Below are 19,031 nucleotides of genomic sequence, written 5' to 3' on the forward strand. Positions count from 1 at the left end.
CCTCTCCGCTCAGATCCCGGCCGCGCGCAGGGCGCTGGCCACCGCGGCTTCGACCCGGAGGGCGGCGTCCAGCGCCGCCCGCCCGGCCCGGCCGTCCACCACCACCGGCGCCTCGCCCCGGCAGGCGGCCAGGAAGGCGGCCTGCTCCGCCTCCAGGTTGTCGTGTTCCTGCCAGGACAGGGTCTCGATGCCGTGGCCGGGGATCTGCTCCAGCGCGGCGCCCTGCCCGCGGCGCACCAGCTTCAGCTCCCGCGCCAGGAAATCCAGGCTGGCATAGCCCTCGGTGCCGAAGACGCGCAGGCGACGCTCCATCCTGAGGCTGGCGCGGCTCGCGGTCACGGTCGCCTGGGCGCCGTTGGCGAAGCGGAGCCGGGCATTGGCGATGTCGATACGGTCCGAGACGACCTTCGCGCCCACCGCCTCCACCCCCACCAGTTCGGCGCCGGCCAGGGCGATGACCAGGTCGAGATCGTGGATCATCAGGTCGAGGATGACGGTGATGTCGAGGCTGCGCGGGCGGAAGGGGGCGATGCGCACCGCCTCCATGTAGAGCGGCCGCCCGACCCCGGCGCTGCCCTGCAGGGTCGCCATGCCGGCGCCGAAGCGCTCCACATGCCCGACCTGCAGCACCCGGCCCGCCGCCGCCGCCTGCGCCACCAGCGCGTCGGCCTGCTCCAGCGTGGCGGCGATCGGCTTCTCGACGAAGACATGACAGCCCGCCGCGAGCGCGGCCGTGGCAAGCTCGTGGTGGAAGGCGGTGGGGGCGGCGATGATCACCGCATCGGCCGCGGCCAGGAGCGCCGCCGGCGCCAGGACGGGGCATCCGGCCTCGGCGGCGACCTGTGCCGCCCGCTCGGGGCTGGCATCGGCCAGGCCCAGGAAGGCGACCCTCCCGCCGGATGCGGCCTTGGCCGCCTTCAGCGCGTGGAAGCGCCCGAAATGCCCCGCCCCCAGAATGCCCAGCTTCAGCATGCCCATGGCCTTTCCCGCCAACCCGGATCCATCGGACGCGATGTACAGACTCCGCCCCGCCTTGCCAAAAGCGGGTGCGCGAGCGTGGCGGAACGCAACACGGGTTGCGCGCGCGGCGCGGGCGCATCATTTTCCGCCGCTCCGGCGGGCCCGCCCCGCCGGAGCCTGAGAGACCGCGCTTGTCAGAGACGTCATTCGCCCCCGGCCGGCTGCCGCCGCGGGCACGAGGGGGGCCCGCTCGGCCATGCTGTATTTCGCACGGTGGAAGGTCGCCACCATTCTGGGCGTCATCCTCCTGGGCGTGCTGCTGACGCTGCCCAATCTCGTCCCCCGCTCCGCCATCCCCTCCTGGCTGCCGGCGCGGCAGATCTCCCTCGGGCTCGACCTGCGCGGCGGATCCTACCTGCTGCTGGAGGTGGATCTGAGGGCGGTGGTGCGGGAGCGGCTGGAGAGCCTGGCCGACAGCGCCCGCACCCGGCTGCGCGCCGCCAATATCGGCTATCTGAACCTGCAGGCCGATCCGGCCAATGAGCGCCTCTCGCTCCGCCTGCGCGATCCGGCGCAGATCCCGGCGGCGCTCGCGGCGCTGCGCGAACTGGCCACCCCCGTCCCGGTGGGCGGCGGCGCCACCGCGCCCGATGTGACGCTGACCTCCGCCGCCGACGGCACCATCACCGCGACGCTGAGCGACGCCGCGCTGCAGTCCCGCGCCAGCGGCGCCGTCGAGCAGTCGATCGAGATCGTCCGCCGCCGCGTGGACGAGACCGGCGTGGCCGAGGCGCTGATCGCCCGCCAGGGGGCGAGCCGCATCCTGGTGCAGCTGCCCGGCGTCGAGGATCCGAACCGGATCAAGGAGCTGCTCGGCCGCACCGCGCGCATGACCTTCCGGCTGGTGGATGCGGGCGCCAATCCGCAGGCCGCCGTGCCGCCCCCCGGCGTCGAGTTCCTAGAGATGGAGCAGGGCGGCGGGCGCATCGCCGTGCGGCGGCGCATCGAGGTGGACGGCGCCAACCTGACCGACGCCCGCGCCGGGCAGAATTCGCAGACCGGCGAATGGGTGGTGAATTTCAGCTTCGATTCGATCGGCACGCGGCGCTTCGCCGAGATCACCCGGCAGAATGTCGGCCAGCCCTTCGCCATCGTGCTGGACAACAAGGTGATCACCGCGCCGCGCATCAACGAGCCGATCACCGGCGGGCGCGGCCAGATCAGCGGCAGCTTCACCGCCGCCACCGCCAACGACCTCGCCGTGCTGCTGCGCGCCGGCGCCCTGCCCGCGCCGCTGACGGTGGTGGAGGAGCGCACGGTCGGGCCGGAGCTGGGCGCGGACGCCATCCGCGCCGGGCTGATCAGCCTCGGCGTCGGCGCGGTCTTCGTCATCGGCTACATGGGGCTGGCCTACGGGCTGTTCGGCTGGTTCGCCAATCTGGCGCTGGTGGTGAACATCCTGCTGCTGATGGCCGCCCTGTCCCTGCTGGGCGCCACGCTGACCCTGCCGGGCATCGCCGGCATCGTACTGACCCTCGGCACGGCGGTGGACGCGAACATCCTGATCAACGAGCGCATCCGCGAGGAGGTGCGCGCCGGCCGGACGCCGATCAACGCGCTGGAGGCGGGCTTCACCAAGGCCTCCGGCACCATCCTGGACAGCAACCTGACCAATCTAATCGCCATGGCCTGCCTCTACGTGCTGGGTTCCGGCCCGGTGCGGGGCTTCGCCGTGACCGTCGCGATCGGTACCATCGCCTCGATGTGGTCGGCCACCGTGCTGGTGCGGCTGATGGTCGCCGCCTGGTACCGCTCGCGCCGCCCCAAGGCCCTGCCGGTCTGAGGAAGACACACCGCATGTTCCTCTCCCGCCCCCTGTTCCGCATCGTCCCGGACGACACCGCCATCCCCTTCATGCGCGGCCGCGTGATCGGGATCATTTTCTCCGCCGTGATCTCCGTCCTCTCGCTCGTCCTGGCCTTCTACCCCGGGCTGGAGAAGGGCATCGACTTCCGCGGCGGCGTCATCATGGAGATCCGAACCCAGGGCCCGGCCGATCTCGCCACCCTCCGCACCACCATGAGCGGGCTCAACCTCGGCGATGTCGGCCTGCAGCAGTTCGGTGACGACAGCACGGTGCTGCTGCGCCTGCCGGTGCAGGGTGACGAGGGCGCCACCCAGGGCGCGGTGAACGGCGTGCGCGGCGCGCTGGAGCAGGTGGCGCCGGGCGCGCGCATCCTGCGCACCGAGGCGGTCGGCAACAGGGTCAGCGCCGAGCTGTTCCAGAACAGCCTGATCGCGCTCGGCATCTCGATGCTGGCGATGATGGCCTATATCTGGTTCCGCTTCGAATGGCAGTTCGCCGTCGGCGCCATCGCGACGCTGATCCTGGAGACCACCAAGGTTGTCGGCTTCCTGGCGGTCACGCGGATCGAGTTCAGCCTGACCACGGTGGCCTCGGTGCTGACCATCATCGGCTTCTCGATCAACGACAAGGTCGTGGTCTACGACCGGATGCGCGAGAATCTCCGCAAGTACAAGACCATGCCGCTGCGGCAGCTGATCGACAAGTCGATCAACGAGACGCTGAACCGCACCATCGGCACCTCGATGACACTGCTGCTCTCGGCGCTGCCGCTGGCGCTGTTCGGGGGCGACGCCCTGGCGGGCTTCGCCTGGACCATGGTCTTCGGCATCGTCGCCTCCACCACCTCCTCGATCTTCATCGCGGCGCCGATCCTGCTCTTCCTGGGCGAGAACCGGTTGCGGCGGGGGACCGAGGCCCCGGCCACCCAGGCCCGCGCCCCGCAACACAGCCCGGGGCGCTGATACCAGGGTCAGGGCCCGGCGGCGGCCTGCCGCGGGCCCGACTCCGGCGGCCGGCATTCCGGCCAGAAATGGAACCAACCCTCGCACGCCGCAGTTGAGCAGTGGGGCCCTACCCCTTAGGGCTTAGGCAGTCCATGCCGGGTCGTGCCACTCTACCGCTCAATTCGGCCAAAATTTAATCAAAAATATGAGACAATCCTTTGAGTTTGGACAAAAGTAACCATAGATCACCGAGACCGGCACATCGCTTCTGACGGCTGCCGGGAGGAGCGTTTATGGCGATCAGGTTACAGCCCACGACCGGAGACGGCATACCGACGCTGCTCGTCCTGGCGCGGGACCTCCGCCTGATCGAACTGGCGCACACCGTCGCCGAGGATCTGCGCACGCGGCCCCCGGTGGTGGTTCCGGATGGCCATGAGGCCCTGGCGCGCCTCTTCGGCGTCTCGACGCCGCCCCGGCACATGATCTGCGAGGCCGCCGCCGCCGGCGAGCATCTGCCCACCCTGCTCGCCGCCGCCGCCGATCCGTTCTCCCCCACGGGCATCGTCCTGATCCAGGAGGAGGGAAGCCCCATCCCGCCGGCCGGCGTGGCCGTGGCCGCGCCCCGCCCGCATGTCGTCGCCCAGGCCCTGCGCCGCCTCGCGGCCGAGAAGCTGCAGGTGCCGACGGACGACCCGCGCGAGCTGGAGCGGGGCCTGGAGCGCGGCGAGATCACGGTGCGGTATCAGCCGGTCTTCCGCATCGCCGACCAGCGCCCGGTCCTGCTGGAAGGCCTGGCCCGCTGGCAGCGGCGGGACGACACGCCGCTCAGCCCCGATGCCTTCGTGCCCCTGGCCGAGCGCAGCGGCCAGACCCGCGCCCTCTCCCTGGCCGTGGCCCGGGCGGCCTTCAACGAGCTGGCCCCGGCGCCGATGCGGATCGGCGCCGCGCTGAGCCTGAACCTGCCGCTCGATGTGCTGCTGCAGCGCGACGTGCTGGGGGCCCTGCGGCGCCTGCAGCAGACCAGCGGCTTCCCGCCCTCGGCCCTGGTGCTGGAGCTGACCGAGACCACGCCGGTGCGCGACCGCTCGGCGCTGCGGCAGGCGCTGCTGCGACTGCAGGCCGCCGGCCACCCGGTGCTGATCGACGACATGGGCCTGGAGGAGGACCGCGCCCAGCTGATCGAGCTGCCCTTCGCCGGCATCAAGCTGGACCGCCATCTGGTCGGCGCCATGCCTGGCAGCCGGCGCGCCCGCGCCGAGGTCGAGCGCCTCATCACCCTGGCCCACAACCGCCACATGACCGTCACCGCCGAGGGGGTCTCGGACAGCCGGTTGTGGCGCGCCGTGGCGCGGGCGGGGGCGGACAATGCCCAGGGCTATGCCATCGGCCGCCCGCTGCCCGCCCAGGTTCTGCCGGCCTGGGTGGCGGCGCGGCGCGCCGGCGCCCGGCTGGCCCGCCGCCCCGCCTGAGGCACCGCCGCTTCAGCCCGGCCCGAAGGCCTCCCGATAGAGGGCGATGATCTCCGGCGCCGTCGGCACGCGCGGGTTGTTGGCCGGACTGCCGGAGGCCAGGGCCTGCTCCGCCATGACCGGCAGCGCCGCCTCCCAGGCCTCGGGCGCGATGCCGAACTGGCGCGGGCTCGGCACGCCCAGCTCCTGGTTGAGCGCCCGCAACTCCCGCAGCAGGGCCTGGGCGGCGGCCGCGTCCGGCGTGCCCGCCTCGGCCAGCCCCATGATCCGTGCCGCCTCGGCATAACGGGACAGCCCCGCCTGCAAACCGAAGGCGGTGACCGCCGGCAGCAGCATGGCGTTGGACAGGCCGTGCGGCACGTGGAAATGGGCGCCGACCGGCCGGCTCATCCCATGCACCAGCGCCACCGAGCTGTTGGAGAAGGCCAGCCCCGCCAGCGTGGCCCCCTCCATCATCCCGGCCCGTGCCGCCGGGTTCTGCGGATCGGCATAGGCCACGCGCAGGTGCCGGGCGATCAGCTTCATCGCCGCCGCGGCATAGAGATCGGCCAGCGGATTGGCGCGGTGCGAGACATAGGCCTCCAGCGCATGGGTCAGGCTGTCGATCCCGGTATCGGCGGTGATGCGCGGCGGCACGCTGAAGGTCAGCTCGTAATCCACCAGCGCCGCGAGCGGCAGCGCGCCCAGTCCGGCGATCAGCATCTTCTCGTCCCGCGCAGTGTCGGTGATGACGGTAAAGCGCGTCGCCTCGCTGCCGGTGCCGGCGGTGGTGGGCACGCAGAGCACCGGCAGGGCGGCGCGATCGGCGGCGGCCGGCACCTTGAAGGCGCGGATATGCTGGCCGGGCTGCGCCGCCGCCAGGATGGCCATGGCCTTGGCCGTGTCCATCGGGCTGCCGCCGCCGAAGCCGATCAGGCAGTCGAAATGCCCCTGGCGCAGTGCCGCGACTCCCGCTTCCACCACCGTGTCGGTCGGGTCGGCCACGGTGTCGGAAAAGACCTTGGCGGCGATGCCCGCCGCCGCCAGCGGCGCCAGCACCCGGTCGATCATGCCGGAGGAGACGATCCAAGGATCAGTGACGACCAGCGGATGCGACAGGCCGAACTCGCGCAGCAGCTGCGGCAGTTGCGTCAGCGCGCCGCCGCCGATGAGCAGCTTGCGCGGAGCCACCAGGGACAGGGACATGATTTCCTCCTCTGAGCCGCGGCGGGCCGGTGGCCTCGCCGTCCTGGGCTGAAACGGGGGCCGAAGCGGGGCCGGTGCCGCGTGGCGCCAGGATGACGGCTGGCTGCGGGCGCGGCAACGCCCCCCCTTTCGCGCACGCCCCTTGGCGCGTCCCCTTGGCGCGTCCCTCTGGCGCGTCCCTCTGGCGCCCGGCCCGCCCCTGGCCGAGGATGGGCGCCCCATGCTCCTCCTGCTGCAAGCCGCGCCGCTCCTCCTGCTCCTGCTGTTGCTGATCTCCGGCCGCGCCGGCCCGGCCCTGGCCTGCCTGGCGGGGCTGGCGGCCAGCCTGCCGGCGGTGCTGCTCACCCTGCCGCAACCCGGCCTGGCGCCGGGCTTCCTGGCCTGGGAGACCCTGCGCGCGATCTATCTGGCGATGCAGCCCGTCGGCGTGCTGGCGGGCGGCCTGCTCTTCCACATGGCGGTGACCCGCCTCGCCCCGGCGGAGGAGGCGAGCCTCACCCTCTCGCCCCGGCGCGTCTTCGCCGCCACGCTGCTGGGCGGGGCCTTCGTCGAAAGCGTCACCGGCTTCGCGGTGGGCGCCGTCTTCGCGCTGGCCGGGCTGCGCCGCATGGGCCTCGGCGGCGCGCCGGCGGGGGCGCTGGCGCTGCTGGCACTGACCCTGGTGCCCTGGGGCGGCCTCGGCCCGGGCACGGCGCTGGGCGCGGCGCTGATCGGCGTGCCGCCACAGGCCCTCGCCCTGGCCACGGCCGGGCCGCACGTGCTCTGGCTGCTGGCCCTGACGCCGCTCTTCTGGCGCCTCTCCGCCCGCGCCGGCGTGCCGGTGCCGGGGCGGGAGAAGCTGGCCCAGCTCCTGCTGATGCTGCTCCTGGCCGGGCTGCTGCTGCTGGCCAACCTGGCGCTGCCCTTCGAGACCGCCGGCATCCTGGCCGCCGGCCTGCCCCTGCTCTGGGTGCTCTGGCGGCTCGACCCGCCGCGCGGTCCGGCCGGCTGGCGGCGCGCGCTGACCATGCTGGCGCCCTGGGCGGGGCTGACCGCCGCGCTGCTGCTGGCCCGATCCTGGCACGGCGCCCCGGCCCTTCATCCCTGGCCGGACCTGCCGCCCCTGCCAATCACGCATGTGGCGGTGGTGCTCTGGACGGTGGCGCTGCTGCTGCTGGCGCTCCGCCCTCTCGGCGCCGGCGCGGCCCTGGTCGACACGCTGAAGCGCGCGCGGCGGCCGGTGGTGGCGATGATCCTCTATGTCGTGCTCGGCCGCTGGCTGGCCGGCGCGGGCGTCGCCACGGCCCTGGCCGAGGCGGCGGCGGGCGCGCTCGGCCCTTTCGCCGCCTATGCGATTCCGCCGCTGGGCTTCGTCTCCGGCATGGTCACCGGCAGCAATGTCGGCTCCAACGCGGCGCTGATGCCGGTGCAGGCGGCCCTGGGCCAGGCGGCCGGCCTGATGCCGGCTTTCGCCGGCGGGCTGCACAACTCGGCCGGGGCGGCGGCGGCCGGCATGAGCTTCGGCGTCACGGCGATGATCTGCGGCCTGCTCGCCGACGGCACGCGGCCGGCGCAGATCTGGCGCCTGCTGCTGCCCTCCATGCTGGCCGTGGTGCTGATGGGCTGGGGGTGGCTCGCCTTTGCTCGATGAGGGCGCCGATGACGGCCCCGCGGGCTTGCCCGCCGCCGCCGCCCGTGCGGGCTTGCCCGCTGCCACCGAAGGCGTAAACCCTCCCCGCGAAAGATCGGAGGGGCACGCCATGCAGACTCATGGACACTGGATCAACGGCCGCGAGGTCGCCGCCGAGCGGATGATCCCCGTCATCAACCCCTCGGATGGCGGCGTCATGGCACAGCTCGCGCGGGGCGGCGCGGCGGAGATCGATGCCGCCGTGCGCGCGGCGCAGGCGGCACTCGACGGCCCCTGGGGCCGCCTGTCGGCCACGGAGCGCGGCCGGCTGCTCGGCCGGCTGGCGGCGCTGATCCTGCGCGACGCCGAGGCCCTGGCGCAGGCCGAGAGCCAGGATGTCGGCAAGCCGATCCGCCAGGCCCGCGCCGACGCCACCGCCTGCGCCCGCTACTTCGAGTTCTACGGCGGCAGCGCCGACAAGATGCATGGCGACACCATCCCCTATGCCGACGGCATGACGGTCATGACGCTGTGGGAGCCGCATGGCGTCACCGGCCATATCGTGCCGTGGAACTACCCGATGCAGATCGTCGGCCGCTCGGTCGGCGCGGCGCTCGCCATGGGCAATGCCTGCGTGCTGAAGCCGGCCGAGGACGCCTCGCTCTCCTCGCTGATGCTGGCGCGGCTGGCCGCCGAGGCGGGCTTCCCCGAGGGCGTCTGGAATGTCGTCACCGGCCTTGGCGAGGAGGCCGGCGCGGCGCTGACGGCGCATCCGGGCATCGCGCATGTCTCCTTCACCGGCAGCCCCGAGGTCGGCACGCTGGTGCAGTCGGCCGCGGCGAAGCACACCATCCCGGTGACGCTGGAGCTGGGCGGCAAGAGCCCGCAGATCGTCTTCCAGGATGCGGACCTCGACACCGCCGCCGCCACGGTGATGAACGGCATCATCCAGAATGCCGGCCAGACCTGCTCCGCCGGCTCGCGCGTGCTGATCCAGGCGCCGGTCTTCGACCGCCTCGTCGCCGATCTCTCGGCGCGCTTCGGGCGGCTGGAGGCCGGCCCGGCCGAGCGTGACCTCGACCTCGGCCCGGTGGTGAACGCCGATCAGCAGAGGCGGGTGAAGTCCTTCCTGCAGGCCGCCCGTGCCGACGGGCTGAGCTTCGCCGGCCAGGGGCGCATCGCCTCCAACGCGCCGGAGGGCGGCTTCTACGTGCCGCCCACCCTGCTCGCCGATGTCGCGCCCGATCACCGGCTGGCGCAGGAGGAGGTCTTCGGCCCGGTGCTGACGGCGATCCGCTTCAGCGACGAGGCCGAGGCGCTGGCCATCGCCAACGGCACGCCCTTCGGACTAGTGGCCGGCGTCTGGACCGCCGATATCGGCCGCGCCATGCGCCTTTCGCGCGGGATCCGGGCCGGGCAGGTCTTCATCAACAACTATGGCGCCGGCGGCGGCGTGGAACTGCCCTTCGGCGGCGTCAAGCGCAGCGGCCATGGGCGCGAGAAGGGCTTCGCCGCCCTGGCCGGCTTCGCCTCGCTCAAGACCATCGCCATCCGGCACGGCTGAGCCGGGCATGGTCCGCGCCGCGCTGCTGTACGGGGGTGCGGCGCTGGCCGAGATCGGCGGCTGCTTCGCCGTCTGGGCCTGGTGGCGGCTCGGGCGCGGCGCGCTCTGGCTGCTGCCCGGCCTTGCCCTGCTGCTGCTGTTCGCCTGGCTGCTGGCGCAGGTGGACAGCGCCGCGGCCGGGCGCGCCTATGCCGCCTATGGCGGGGTCTATATCGCCACGGCCCTGCTCTGGCTCTGGCTGGCCGAGGGTGTGGCGCCCGACCGCTGGGACCTGATCGGCGGTGCCGTCTGCCTGCTGGGGGCGGCGCTGATCCTGCTCGGGCCGCGCGGCGGCTGAAGGGAAGCGGCGCCTCAGCCGCGCGGCGGCGGGCCATCTCAGCCGCGCTGCGGCAGGCCATCTCAGCCGCGCTGCGGCAGGCGCCCCAGCCGCAGCGCGGCCAGCAGCGCCACCGCCAGCCCGCCGGAGAGCAGGGCAGCCACGCCCGCCCATCCGCCCCGTTCCCAGGCCAGCCCGCCCAGCGGGCCGAGCAGGCTCGCGCCCATGTAATAGGCGAAGAGATAGAGCGAGGAGGCCTGGGCACGTGCCGCCCCGCCCCATTGGCCGACCCAGGCGCTGGCCATCGCATGCGAGCCGAAGAAGCCGAAGGTCAGCACCGCCAGCCCCAGGACGATCACCGGCAGGGCCCCGGAGAGGGTCAGCGCCAGCCCGGCCAGCATGGCGAGCACCGTCAGCCACAGCACCCGCCGCCGGCCGAAGCGGTCGGCCAGGCCGCCGACCAGGGCGGAGCTGCCGATGCCGATCAGGTAGATGCTGAAGACCAGCGCGACGCCCGCGTGGCTGAGCGCGAAGGGCGGCGCCAGCAGGCGGTATCCGATGTAGTTGTAGACGGTGATGAAGCTGCCCATGAACAGGAAGCCCAGCAGGAAGAGCAGCCGCATGCCGCCATCCCGCAGGTGCAGCGCGAAGCCGGCGGCCAGCCCGCGCCAGGCCAGGGGCCGCGGCACGAAGCGGCGCGAGGCCGGCAGGCACCACCAGAAGACCAGCGCCGAAACCAGGCCGAGGGCGCCGACGCCCCCCACCGCCCAGCGCCAGCCGCCCCAGTCCAGCAGCAGGCCGGCCCCCACGCGGCCCAGCATGCCGCCCATGGCCGTGCCGCTGACATAGAGGCCCATGGCATAGCCGCTGGAGCGCGGGTCGACCTCCTCGGCGATGAAGGCCATGGCGACGGCGGGCAGGCCGCACAGGGCGATGCCGAGCAGCACGCGCAGCGCCAGGAAGCTGCTCCAGCCCGGCGCCGCCGCGGCGGCCAGCGTCAGCAGGGCGGAGGCGATGACGGAGGCGACCATGACCGGCTTGCGGCCCAGCGCCTCGGAGGCGGCGCTGGCCACCAGCATGCAGACGGCCATCACCGCTGTCGGCAGGGAGAGCGACAGGCTCGCCGCGGCCGGACTGACCCCGAAGGCCTCGGAGAAGGCCGGCAGCAGCGGCTGCGCCACGTAGAGCAGCGCGAAGGTGGCGAAGCCGGCGCAGAGGAAGGCCAGGTTGGTGCGACGGAAGGCGGGGGTGCCGCGCTGGATGTAGGGGGCTTCCTCACCCGGACCCTGCCTCACCCTGGGGCCTTCATGCCTACCGCGCGCAAGACTCGTCTTTCCCCACCCCGTGTACCGCAGCAATCAGATCATTCGCGCGGCTCCGCCGCAACAGATTGAAAGGCGGCAGGGCCTCCCCTAGAAGGGACCTCCAAGGCGGTCCGGGGCGAACCGGGGACAAGGGAGGATCATGATCATGGGCATCATTCGCCGCGCGGCACTCGCTGCCGGGCTCGTCGCGGGGCTGTCGGCCGTCACGCCGGCCGCGGCGCAGACTCAGTTGACCCTGCAGCACCCGCTGCCCACCGCCAACAGCCATTACGGCGCCGGCGCCATGGCCTTCAAGGAGAGCCTGGAGAAGGCCTCCAACGGCCGCTACCGCGTCACCATCCAGCGCAACGACAATGAGCGCGAGATGATCGAGAGCGTGCAGATCGGCACGCTGGATCTGACCATCACCTCCACCGGCCCCGTCGGCAACTTCGTCCCCGAGGTGCGGACGGTGGATGTGCCTTTCCTGTTCCGGGACTACGCCCATGCGCGCGGCGCGCTCGACTCGCAGATCGGGCAGGACATCCTGGCGAAGTTCCCGGCCCGCGGGCTGGTCGGCATCATCTGGATGGAGAACGGCTTCCGGCATCTGACCAACAGCCGCCATGAGGTCCAGACCCCGGCCGACATCCGTGGCCTGAAGATCCGCACCATGGAGAACCAGGTGCACATGCGCGCCTTCTCCACCCTGGGCGCGCTGCCGACGCCGATGGCCTTCTCCGAGCTGATCCCGGCCCTGCAGCAGGGCACGGTGGACGGCCAGGAGAATCCGATCCCGGTCATCGTCGCCAACAACATCAACCAGGTGCAGAAGTTCCTGACCTTGACCGGCCATGTCTACTCGCCGGCCCTGCTGATCGGCTCGCCGGCGCTGTGGAACGGGCTCAATGCCGCGGACAAGGCCCTCTTCATGGACGCGGCCCGCGCGGCGCGCGACGCCAACCGCGCCAAGGTCAGCACCGATGAACAGAGTGGCATCGATGAGCTGCGCCGGCGCGGCATGACGGTGGTGACCCGCATCGACACCGAGCAGTTCCAGGGCGCCCTCGCCACCGCCTTCGCCCAGTACGAGAAGGATCTCGACGCCGGGCTGCTGAAGCGCCTGCGCGACTGGAAGCCGCAGCCCTGACCGACCGTGCCGCCCGGCCGCCGGGCGGTCCGCCTCCTCCGCCATGATCCTCCGGGACCCCACCCATGCTCCAGCCGAACGCGGCGATCCAGACACGCCCGGGACCAGCGCGGACGTGAACAGCATACCCCTTCAGGTCATAGGCGTGGCCAGCTTCCTCGGAACCCTGCTGGCCCTCTGGATCGGCCGCTCCGCCCCGGCGACCCGCGGCGCGATCCTGAGCATCGACCGGATCGGCATCGGGCTCGCCGCCCTCCTGGCCAGCCTGGCCCTGGTCGTCGCCTGTTTCGCCGGGCTGTGGCAGGTCATCGCCCGCTTCGCGACCGGGACGCCGGCCATCTGGAGCGAGGCCCTGGTGCGGACGGCGCTGATCTGGATGGCCATGCTGGGCCTGGCCATGGCGCTGCGCGCCGGCGCCCTGGTCAGCATCGACGTGGCGCACCGCTACAGCCATGGGGCGCTGCGGCGCGGGCTTCAGGCGGTGGCGCTCTTCGCCAACTGGCTGCTGATGGGCGTGCTGTTCTGGTTCGGCTGGAGCATGGCGCTGCGCGTGCGGTTCCAGGAGATGGCCGGGCTCGAGGTGCCGATGTCCTGGGGCTACGCCGCCATCCCGGCGGGCGCCCTCCTCGCCATCCTGGGCGCGCTGGGGCATTTCCTGGACCACCGCTCGACCGAGCTGGAGAACGCCGTATGACCAGCGCCATGCTCGGCGTCATGCTCGTCGGCTTCGCCATCGGCATTCCCGTTGCCGTGGCCATCGGCCTCGCCGCCATCATCGGCATCGAGGGCTGGACGCGCTTCCCCCTGATCGTGGCGGCGCAGCAGATCTTCGTGGCGCTCGACAGGTTCCCTCTTGCCGCCATCCCCTTCTTCATCCTGGCCGGCAACCTGATGGATGTGGGCGGGATCAGTCGCCGGCTGGTCGAGTTCGCCAAGTCCATGGTCGGTGGCGTGCAGGGTGGCCTGCCCGCCACCTGCATCGTCACCTGCATGATCTTCGCGGCGATCAGCGGCTCCTCCGTCGCCACCACCTTCGCCATCGGCACCATCATGATCCCGGCGCTGGTCAGGCACGGCTATCCGATCGGCTTCGCCGCCGCCCTGCAGGCCACCGCGGCGGAACTCGGCGTCATCATCCCGCCCTCGATCCCGATGATTCTCTACGGCGTCGCCACGCAGGTCTCGATCCCCGAACTGTTCCTGGCGGGCTTCGTGCCGGGAGCGCTGGTGGCCATGGCGCTGGTCGGCACCGTGCTGGTCTGGTGCCGCATCCAGGGCTGGGGCAAGCATGACGGCGATGGCCGCCTGCCCTTCCTCGCCGCGCTCCGCCAGGCCGGCTTCGCCCTGCTCATGCCGGTCGTGGTGCTGGGCGGCATCTATGGCGGCGTGACCACGCCGACCGAGGCGAGCGTGGTCGCGGTCTTCTACGCGGTGCTGGTCGGCATGTTCCTGCACCGCGAGCTGTCCTGGCGCGACCTCTACCCGATCCTGCGCAAGTCGGTGATCTCCTCCTCGGTGATCCTGTTCATCATCGCCTGCGCGGCGCTGTTCTCCTATCTGCTGAACCGGCAGGGCGTGCCGGACGCCGCCGCCGCCTGGCTGGTGGAGACCTTCGACAACGGCAATAGCTTCCTCTTCGGCGTCAATGTCTTCCTCTTCATCGTCGGCATGTTCGTCGAGACCAGCGCCAGCATCATCGTGCTGGCGCCGATCCTGGCCGATGCGGCGCAGCGCCTCGGCATCGACGGCGTGCATTTCGGAACCGTCATGGTGGTCAATCTGGCGCTGGGCATGATCACGCCGCCCTTCGGCGTCAATCTCTTCGCCGCGGCGCAGGTGGCGGGTTGCGGCATCGAGGCCATGATGCGCTATCTCTTCGTCTTCATCGCCGTGATCCTCTGTTGCCTGATGCTGATCACCTACATGCCCGCGCTGACCACCGCCCTGCCCACCCTGTTCTTCCGCTGATGCGCCCGCCGAGCCGCCCGGCCCGCGGACTGGCGCCCCGCGCCGCCCGCGCCCACCTCGCCACGGACCCGGTCCTCGGGCCGGTGATCCGCCAGGTCGGCGCCATGACCCTGAAGCCGCTGCGGCGCGAGCCCTATGAGGCGCTGGTGCGGGCGATCGCGCATCAGCAGGTGCATGGCCGCGCCGCCGAAGCCATGCTGAACCGCCTGATCGCGCTGTTTCCCGGCCAGGACTTCCCGCATGCCGAGGGCGTGCTGGCCCTGCCCGAGGACGCCATCCGCGGCTGCGGCTTCTCGGGCGCCAAGCAGGCGGCGATCCGTGACATCGCGCTGAAGTCCGTGGGCGGCCTGGTGCCGAGCCGCGCCGCTGCGGCGCGCCTGTCGGATGAGGAGCTGATCCAGCGGCTGGTGGCGCTGCGCGGCGTGGGGCGCTGGACGGTGGAGATGCTGCTGATCTTCACCCTCGGCCGGCCCGACATCCTGCCGGTGGACGATTTCGGCGTCCGCGAGGGCTATCGCCTGGCCGCCGGGCTGGAGGCGCAGCCGAAGCCGAAGGCCCTGGCCGAGATCGGCCTGGCCTGGGCGCCGTACCGCTCGGCCGCCGCGTGGTATCTGTGGCGCGCCGCCGATCTCGCCAAGGAAGGCCGCTTCAAGACGCCCGCCGCGATCTGAGCCAGGATCCGGGCCGACCTGGCCGGCGGCCGGAAACCTCGTCCCGCATGAGGGTTTATAGCTCGCATCGGCGCTGACCCGGCCTGCCACCAGGTCAGCCCATCGCCAAGGGACCGCGCCCCCGCCCGGGCGCGCCATGGCGTGGCGGTCCGCGCGCCCGCGGGCCTTCGCGAGACAGGGACGAGAAGCATGATCGATGACGCGCATGCCGCGCCGCGCCGGCAGGCGCCGGGGTCGGCGATGACGAGCGAGGCCTCCATGGCGGCGGGCTCCGCCGCCGCGCCCCGCCTGGACCTGCGCCTGACGGTGAATGGCGAGGAACGCAGCCTACGGCTCGATCCACGGGTCACCCTGCTGGACGCGCTGCGCGAGCATCTGCGCCTGACCGGCAGCAAGAAGGGCTGCGATCACGGCCAGTGCGGCGCCTGCACGGTGCTGGTGAACGGGCGGCGCATCAACGCCTGCCTGACGCTCGCCGTGATGCATGAGGGCGACAGCGTCACCACCATCGAGGGCCTCGGCACGCCCGAGGCGCTGCACCCGATGCAGGCCGCCTTCGTCAGGCACGACGGCTTCCAGTGCGGCTATTGCACGCCCGGCCAGATCTGCTCCTCGATCGCGGTGCTGGAGGAGATCCGGGCCGGCATTCCCAGCCATGTCACGGAGGATCTGGAGCGGATCGAATTCGACGAGGCGGAGCTGCGCGAGCGCATGAGCGGGAACATCTGCCGCTGCGCCGCCTATCCCAACATCATCGAGGCCATCCGCGAAGTCCAGGAACAGGGCGCATGAGGGCCTTCACCTACGAGCGGGCGGAGAGCCCGGCCGCCGCCGCCGCCGCCGTCGCCCGCAATCCCGAGGCCCGCTTCATCGCTGGCGGCACCAACCTGCTCGACCTGATGAAGCTGGAGATCGAGGCGCCGAGGCACCTGGTCGATGTCAACCGACTCGGCCTCGACCGCATCGAGGAGACTCCGGAAGGGGGCTTGCGGATCGGCGCGCTGGTGCGCAACACCGACCTGGCCGCCGATCCGCGCGTCCGGCGCGACTATGCCGTGCTGTCGCGCGCCCTTGTCGCCGGCGCCTCCGGGCAGTTGCGCAACAAGGCGACCACCGCGGGCAACCTGCTGCAGCGCACCCGCTGCCCGTACTTCTACGATCCGGCCATGCCCTGCAACAAGCGGCGACCGGGTTCGGGCTGCGGCGCCATCGGCGGCTTCAGCCGCAACCTCGGCATCCTGGGCACCAGCGAGCATTGCATCGCGACGCATCCCTCCGACATGGCCGTGGCCATGCGGGCGCTTGATGCCGTGGTGGAGACCATCGACGCCGAGGGCGCGGCCCGCCGGATCCCGATCGCCGACTTCCATACCCTCCCCGGCGACACGCCCGAGGTCGAGACCGTGCTGCGGCATGGCGAGTTCATCACCGCCGTGACCCTGCCGCCGCCGGCGGGCGGCATCCACCTCTACCGGAAGGTGCGCGACCGCGCCTCCTATGCCTTCGCCAGCGTGTCGGTGGCCGCCGTGGTCCATCCCGGCCAGGGTGCCTCGGGGGGTGGCATCGCCTCGGCGCGCCTCGCCTTCGGCGGCGTCGCGCACAAGCCCTGGCGCGTCGCGGAGGCGGAGGACCGGCTGGCCGATGGCGGGGATGCCGAGGCGGCCGCCGAGGCGGTGCTGCGGGGCGCCCGTCCGACCAGGCAGAACGCCTACAAGCTGCCGTTGCTGCGGCGGACCCTCGCCGGCGTGCTGGCGCAGGCCCGGCAGGGCCGAGGAGAAGAGCGATGAAGTTCGACACGCCCGCCGGCCCCAACCCGTCCGACCGTGGCCGCGTCCTCGGCCAGCCGCGCGACCGCATCGACGGGCCGCTGAAGGTGTCGGGCCGCGCGCCCTATGCCTATGAGTACCATGCGGAGGCGCCCGGCGCGGCCTATGGCTGGATCCTCGGCGCCAGCATCGGCAAGGGGCGCATCGCCCGCATCGACCGCCGCGCCGCGGAGGCCGCGCCGGGCGTGCTGCTGGTCCTGACGCATGAGAACGCGCCCGAGCAGGGCGAGGACAGCGACTACGCGGCGCCGCAGCTCCAGGGGCCGGAGATCCTGCATCATGGCCAGGCCGTCGCCCTCGTCGTCGCCGAGAGCCTGGAGGAAGCGCGCGCGGCCGCGGCGCTGATCGACATCGCCTATGACGCGGCACCGGGGCATTACGACCTGGCCGAGGAGCGCGACCAGGCCAAGCTGCCGGAGTCCGGCCAGACGCCACCGCGCACCGATGTCGGCGACTTCGAGGCCGGCTACGCCCGGGCGCCGGTGACCCTCGACGTCACCTACACGACGCCCGACCAGTCGCAGGCGATGATGGAGCCCCATGCCAGCATGGCCCTCTGGGAGGGCGACACCCTGACCCTCTTCACCTCGCACCAGATCATGCACTGGGCGCAGGAAGGCGTCGCCGCGACGCTGAGGATGCCGCAGGAGAAGCTGCGTGTCGTCAGCCGGTATGTCGGCGGTGGCTTCGGCTCCAAGCTGGAGGTCTATGCCGATGCCGTTCTGTCCGCCCTGGCGGCACGGCTGCTCGGCCGGCCCGTCAAGGTGGCGCTCAGCCGGCCGCTGATCTTCAACCACACGACCCATCGCGCCGCGACCATCCAGCGCCTCCGCATCGGCACCGAGCAGGACGGGCGGATCGTCGCCATCGCGCATGAAAGCTGGTCGGGCGACCAGGAGAGCGGCGGCACCGCCGAGGAGGCCTCCAGCCAGACCCGCCTGCTCTATGCCGGCGAGAACCGCATGACGCGCAACCGCCTCGCCACGCTCGATCTTCCCTTCGCCGGCTCGATGCGGGCGCCCGGCGAGGCGGTCGGCCTTCTGGCGCTGGAATGCGCCATGGACGAGCTGGCCGAGAAGCTCGGCATGGACCCCATCGAGCTGCGGGTGCGCAACGACGTCGGATACGCTCCGGAGGAAGGTCCGGCGAAGCCCTTCTCCAGCCGCAAGCTGGTCGAATCCCTCCGTGTCGGCGCGGAACGCTTCGGCTGGGAGAAGCGCACCGCGCCGGGCCTGCGGCGCGAGGGGCGCTGGCGGATCGGCCTCGGCGTCGCCGCCGCCGTGCGGCCCAACCTCGCGCAGCCCTCCCAGGCGCGGCTGCGCCTCGACGGCCAGGGTCAACTCACCGTCGAGACGCAGATGACCGATATCGGCACCGGCAGCTACACCATCCTGGCGCAGGTGGCCGCCGAGATGCTGGGCCTGCCGCTCGAGGCGGTGACGGTGCGGCTGGGCGACACGGACTTTCCGAAGGCCTCCGGCTCCGGCGGCTCCTGGGGGGCGAACAGCTCCGGTGCCGGCGTCTACGCCGCGGCGGCGGAGCTGCGAGGCATGATCGCGCGCAAGGCCGGCTTCAACGCCGATGACGCCGTCTTCGAGGATGGCGGGATCCGCGCCGGCAACCGGCGCATCGCCCTGGCGGATATCACCGGAGCCGAGGGGCTGGTGGCCGAGGCCGGCATCGAGTTCGGCGACCTCAGCGAGAAGTATGCCCAGGCGAGCTTCGGGGCGCATTTCTGCGAGGTCGCGGTGGATGCCGACACGGCGGAGATCCGCATCCGCCGCATGCTCAGCGTCGCCGCCGCCGGCCGGGTGCTGAACCCCAAGACGGCGCGCAGCCAGTGCCTGGGTGGCATGACCATGGGCATCGGCGCGGCGCTGATGGAGGAGGCGGTGGTGGACCGCCGGCACGGCCTGTTCATCAATCACGACCTGGCCGAGTACCAGGTGCCGGTGCATGCCGACATCCCGCATATGGACGTGATCTTCCTGCAGGAGGAGGACGACAAATCTTCCCCCATCAAGGCGAAGGGCATCGGCGAGCTCGGCATCTGCGGCGTCGGCGCGGCGGTCGCCAACGCGGTGTACAACGCGACCGGCGTGCGCCTGCGCGACTATCCGCTGACCCTCGACAAGCTGCTGCGGGAGATGCCCGCCGCGGCGGCCTGAGGCGCCGGCCGGGCCGCCTCGGCGCCC

Annotated in this window: 16 protein-coding genes; 13 read left to right on the top strand and 3 right to left on the bottom strand. The window is 72.2% G+C overall.

Translation table 11 applies throughout. The features are described 5' to 3' along the window. Positions 1-9: 9 nt before the first annotated feature. The gene (locus ACVMLK_RS02650) at positions 10-978 is read right to left on the bottom strand and encodes a Gfo/Idh/MocA family protein (protein ID WP_457485534.1); all 969 of its coding nucleotides are present in this window, start codon (positions 976-978) and stop codon (positions 10-12) included. Between the two features lie 238 nt (positions 979-1,216). Here ACVMLK_RS02650 and secD point away from each other — a divergent pair, with 238 nt between their 5' ends. The 3 genes from secD (at position 1,217) to ACVMLK_RS02665 (ending at position 5,243) form a co-directional block, all read left to right on the top strand. Further along, entirely contained in the window at positions 1,217-2,803 is a 1,587-nt protein-coding gene (gene secD, locus ACVMLK_RS02655) for a protein translocase subunit SecD (RefSeq protein WP_457485535.1), read from the top strand. A gap of 14 nt (positions 2,804-2,817) precedes the next feature. Next, a complete protein-coding gene (gene secF / locus ACVMLK_RS02660) occupies positions 2,818-3,789 on the top strand; it encodes a protein translocase subunit SecF (protein WP_198367382.1) in 972 nt (323 codons plus the stop codon). Between the two features lie 275 nt (positions 3,790-4,064). Further along, a complete protein-coding gene (locus ACVMLK_RS02665) occupies positions 4,065-5,243 on the top strand; it encodes an EAL domain-containing protein (protein WP_457485536.1) in 1,179 nt (392 codons plus the stop codon). A gap of 12 nt (positions 5,244-5,255) precedes the next feature. Here ACVMLK_RS02665 and ACVMLK_RS02670 read toward each other — a convergent pair whose 3' ends face one another. Beyond that, complete coding sequence (locus ACVMLK_RS02670) at positions 5,256-6,428, bottom strand: iron-containing alcohol dehydrogenase (protein WP_198367384.1); 1,173 nt, start codon at positions 6,426-6,428, stop codon at positions 5,256-5,258. Positions 6,429-6,648: 220 nt separating this feature from the next. Between ACVMLK_RS02670 and ACVMLK_RS02675 the strand changes: the two genes are divergently transcribed. The 3 genes from ACVMLK_RS02675 (at position 6,649) to ACVMLK_RS02685 (ending at position 9,938) form a co-directional block, all read left to right on the top strand. Continuing rightward, positions 6,649-8,058: an L-lactate permease gene (locus ACVMLK_RS02675; protein WP_457485537.1), complete on the top strand. Its 1,410-nt coding sequence runs from the start codon at positions 6,649-6,651 to the stop codon at positions 8,056-8,058. A 109-nt stretch (positions 8,059-8,167) separates the two neighbouring features. Beyond that, on the top strand, positions 8,168-9,601 hold the full coding sequence (locus ACVMLK_RS02680) for an aldehyde dehydrogenase family protein (protein ID WP_457485538.1): 1,434 nt from the start codon (positions 8,168-8,170) through the stop codon (positions 9,599-9,601). A 7-nt stretch (positions 9,602-9,608) separates the two neighbouring features. Continuing rightward, a complete protein-coding gene (locus tag ACVMLK_RS02685; protein ID WP_198367387.1) occupies positions 9,609-9,938 on the top strand; it encodes a YnfA family protein in 330 nt (109 codons plus the stop codon). A gap of 62 nt (positions 9,939-10,000) precedes the next feature. Here ACVMLK_RS02685 and ACVMLK_RS02690 read toward each other — a convergent pair whose 3' ends face one another. Beyond that, positions 10,001-11,212 carry an MFS transporter gene (locus ACVMLK_RS02690; RefSeq protein ID WP_457485539.1) on the bottom strand — a complete coding sequence of 404 codons (1,212 nt, stop codon included), beginning with the start codon at positions 11,210-11,212 and terminating at the stop codon, positions 10,001-10,003. Positions 11,213-11,387: 175 nt separating this feature from the next. Here ACVMLK_RS02690 and ACVMLK_RS02695 point away from each other — a divergent pair, with 175 nt between their 5' ends. The 7 genes from ACVMLK_RS02695 to ACVMLK_RS02725 all read left to right on the top strand — a co-directional run bounded on the left by ACVMLK_RS02695 (position 11,388) and on the right by ACVMLK_RS02725 (position 19,004). Beyond that, entirely contained in the window at positions 11,388-12,371 is a 984-nt protein-coding gene (locus ACVMLK_RS02695; RefSeq protein WP_422923356.1) for a TRAP transporter substrate-binding protein, read from the top strand. A 145-nt stretch (positions 12,372-12,516) separates the two neighbouring features. Next, complete coding sequence (locus ACVMLK_RS02700; protein ID WP_457485540.1) at positions 12,517-13,065, top strand: TRAP transporter small permease; 549 nt, start codon at positions 12,517-12,519, stop codon at positions 13,063-13,065. After that, positions 13,062-14,339 carry a TRAP transporter large permease gene (locus ACVMLK_RS02705; RefSeq protein ID WP_198367391.1) on the top strand — a complete coding sequence of 426 codons (1,278 nt, stop codon included), beginning with the start codon at positions 13,062-13,064 and terminating at the stop codon, positions 14,337-14,339. The genes ACVMLK_RS02700 and ACVMLK_RS02705 overlap by 4 nt, the downstream gene beginning before the upstream one ends. Further along, positions 14,339-15,010 carry a DNA-3-methyladenine glycosylase family protein gene (locus ACVMLK_RS02710; protein ID WP_198367392.1) on the top strand — a complete coding sequence of 224 codons (672 nt, stop codon included), beginning with the start codon at positions 14,339-14,341 and terminating at the stop codon, positions 15,008-15,010. The genes ACVMLK_RS02705 and ACVMLK_RS02710 overlap by 1 nt, the downstream gene beginning before the upstream one ends. Before the next feature lie 189 nt (positions 15,011-15,199). Further along, entirely contained in the window at positions 15,200-15,802 is a 603-nt protein-coding gene (gene paoA, locus ACVMLK_RS02715) for an aldehyde dehydrogenase iron-sulfur subunit PaoA (protein WP_457485541.1), read from the top strand. Next, a complete protein-coding gene (locus ACVMLK_RS02720) occupies positions 15,799-16,797 on the top strand; it encodes an FAD binding domain-containing protein (RefSeq protein WP_457485542.1) in 999 nt (332 codons plus the stop codon). Before paoA ends, ACVMLK_RS02720 begins: the two co-directional genes overlap by 4 nt. Further along, positions 16,794-19,004 carry a molybdopterin cofactor-binding domain-containing protein gene (locus ACVMLK_RS02725; protein WP_457485543.1) on the top strand — a complete coding sequence of 737 codons (2,211 nt, stop codon included), beginning with the start codon at positions 16,794-16,796 and terminating at the stop codon, positions 19,002-19,004. The genes ACVMLK_RS02720 and ACVMLK_RS02725 overlap by 4 nt, the downstream gene beginning before the upstream one ends. The last annotated feature ends 27 nt before the right edge of the window (positions 19,005-19,031 follow it).

The organism is Teichococcus aerofrigidensis (assembly GCF_054073225.1).

Coding starts and splice junctions, on each gene's coding strand:
- ACVMLK_RS02650 (WP_457485534.1), bottom strand. CDS start 978: ATGGGCATGCTGAAGCTGGGCATTCTGGGGGCGGGGCATTTCGGGCGC.
- secD (WP_457485535.1), top strand. CDS start 1,217: ATGCTGTATTTCGCACGGTGGAAGGTCGCCACCATTCTGGGCGTCATC.
- secF (WP_198367382.1), top strand. CDS start 2,818: ATGTTCCTCTCCCGCCCCCTGTTCCGCATCGTCCCGGACGACACCGCC.
- ACVMLK_RS02665 (WP_457485536.1), top strand. CDS start 4,065: ATGGCGATCAGGTTACAGCCCACGACCGGAGACGGCATACCGACGCTG.
- ACVMLK_RS02670 (WP_198367384.1), bottom strand. CDS start 6,428: ATGTCCCTGTCCCTGGTGGCTCCGCGCAAGCTGCTCATCGGCGGCGGC.
- ACVMLK_RS02675 (WP_457485537.1), top strand. CDS start 6,649: ATGCTCCTCCTGCTGCAAGCCGCGCCGCTCCTCCTGCTCCTGCTGTTG.
- ACVMLK_RS02680 (WP_457485538.1), top strand. CDS start 8,168: ATGCAGACTCATGGACACTGGATCAACGGCCGCGAGGTCGCCGCCGAG.
- ACVMLK_RS02685 (WP_198367387.1), top strand. CDS start 9,609: ATGGTCCGCGCCGCGCTGCTGTACGGGGGTGCGGCGCTGGCCGAGATC.
- ACVMLK_RS02695 (WP_422923356.1), top strand. CDS start 11,388: ATGGGCATCATTCGCCGCGCGGCACTCGCTGCCGGGCTCGTCGCGGGG.
- ACVMLK_RS02705 (WP_198367391.1), top strand. CDS start 13,062: ATGACCAGCGCCATGCTCGGCGTCATGCTCGTCGGCTTCGCCATCGGC.
- ACVMLK_RS02710 (WP_198367392.1), top strand. CDS start 14,339: ATGCGCCCGCCGAGCCGCCCGGCCCGCGGACTGGCGCCCCGCGCCGCC.
- paoA (WP_457485541.1), top strand. CDS start 15,200: ATGATCGATGACGCGCATGCCGCGCCGCGCCGGCAGGCGCCGGGGTCG.
- ACVMLK_RS02720 (WP_457485542.1), top strand. CDS start 15,799: ATGAGGGCCTTCACCTACGAGCGGGCGGAGAGCCCGGCCGCCGCCGCC.
- ACVMLK_RS02725 (WP_457485543.1), top strand. CDS start 16,794: ATGAAGTTCGACACGCCCGCCGGCCCCAACCCGTCCGACCGTGGCCGC.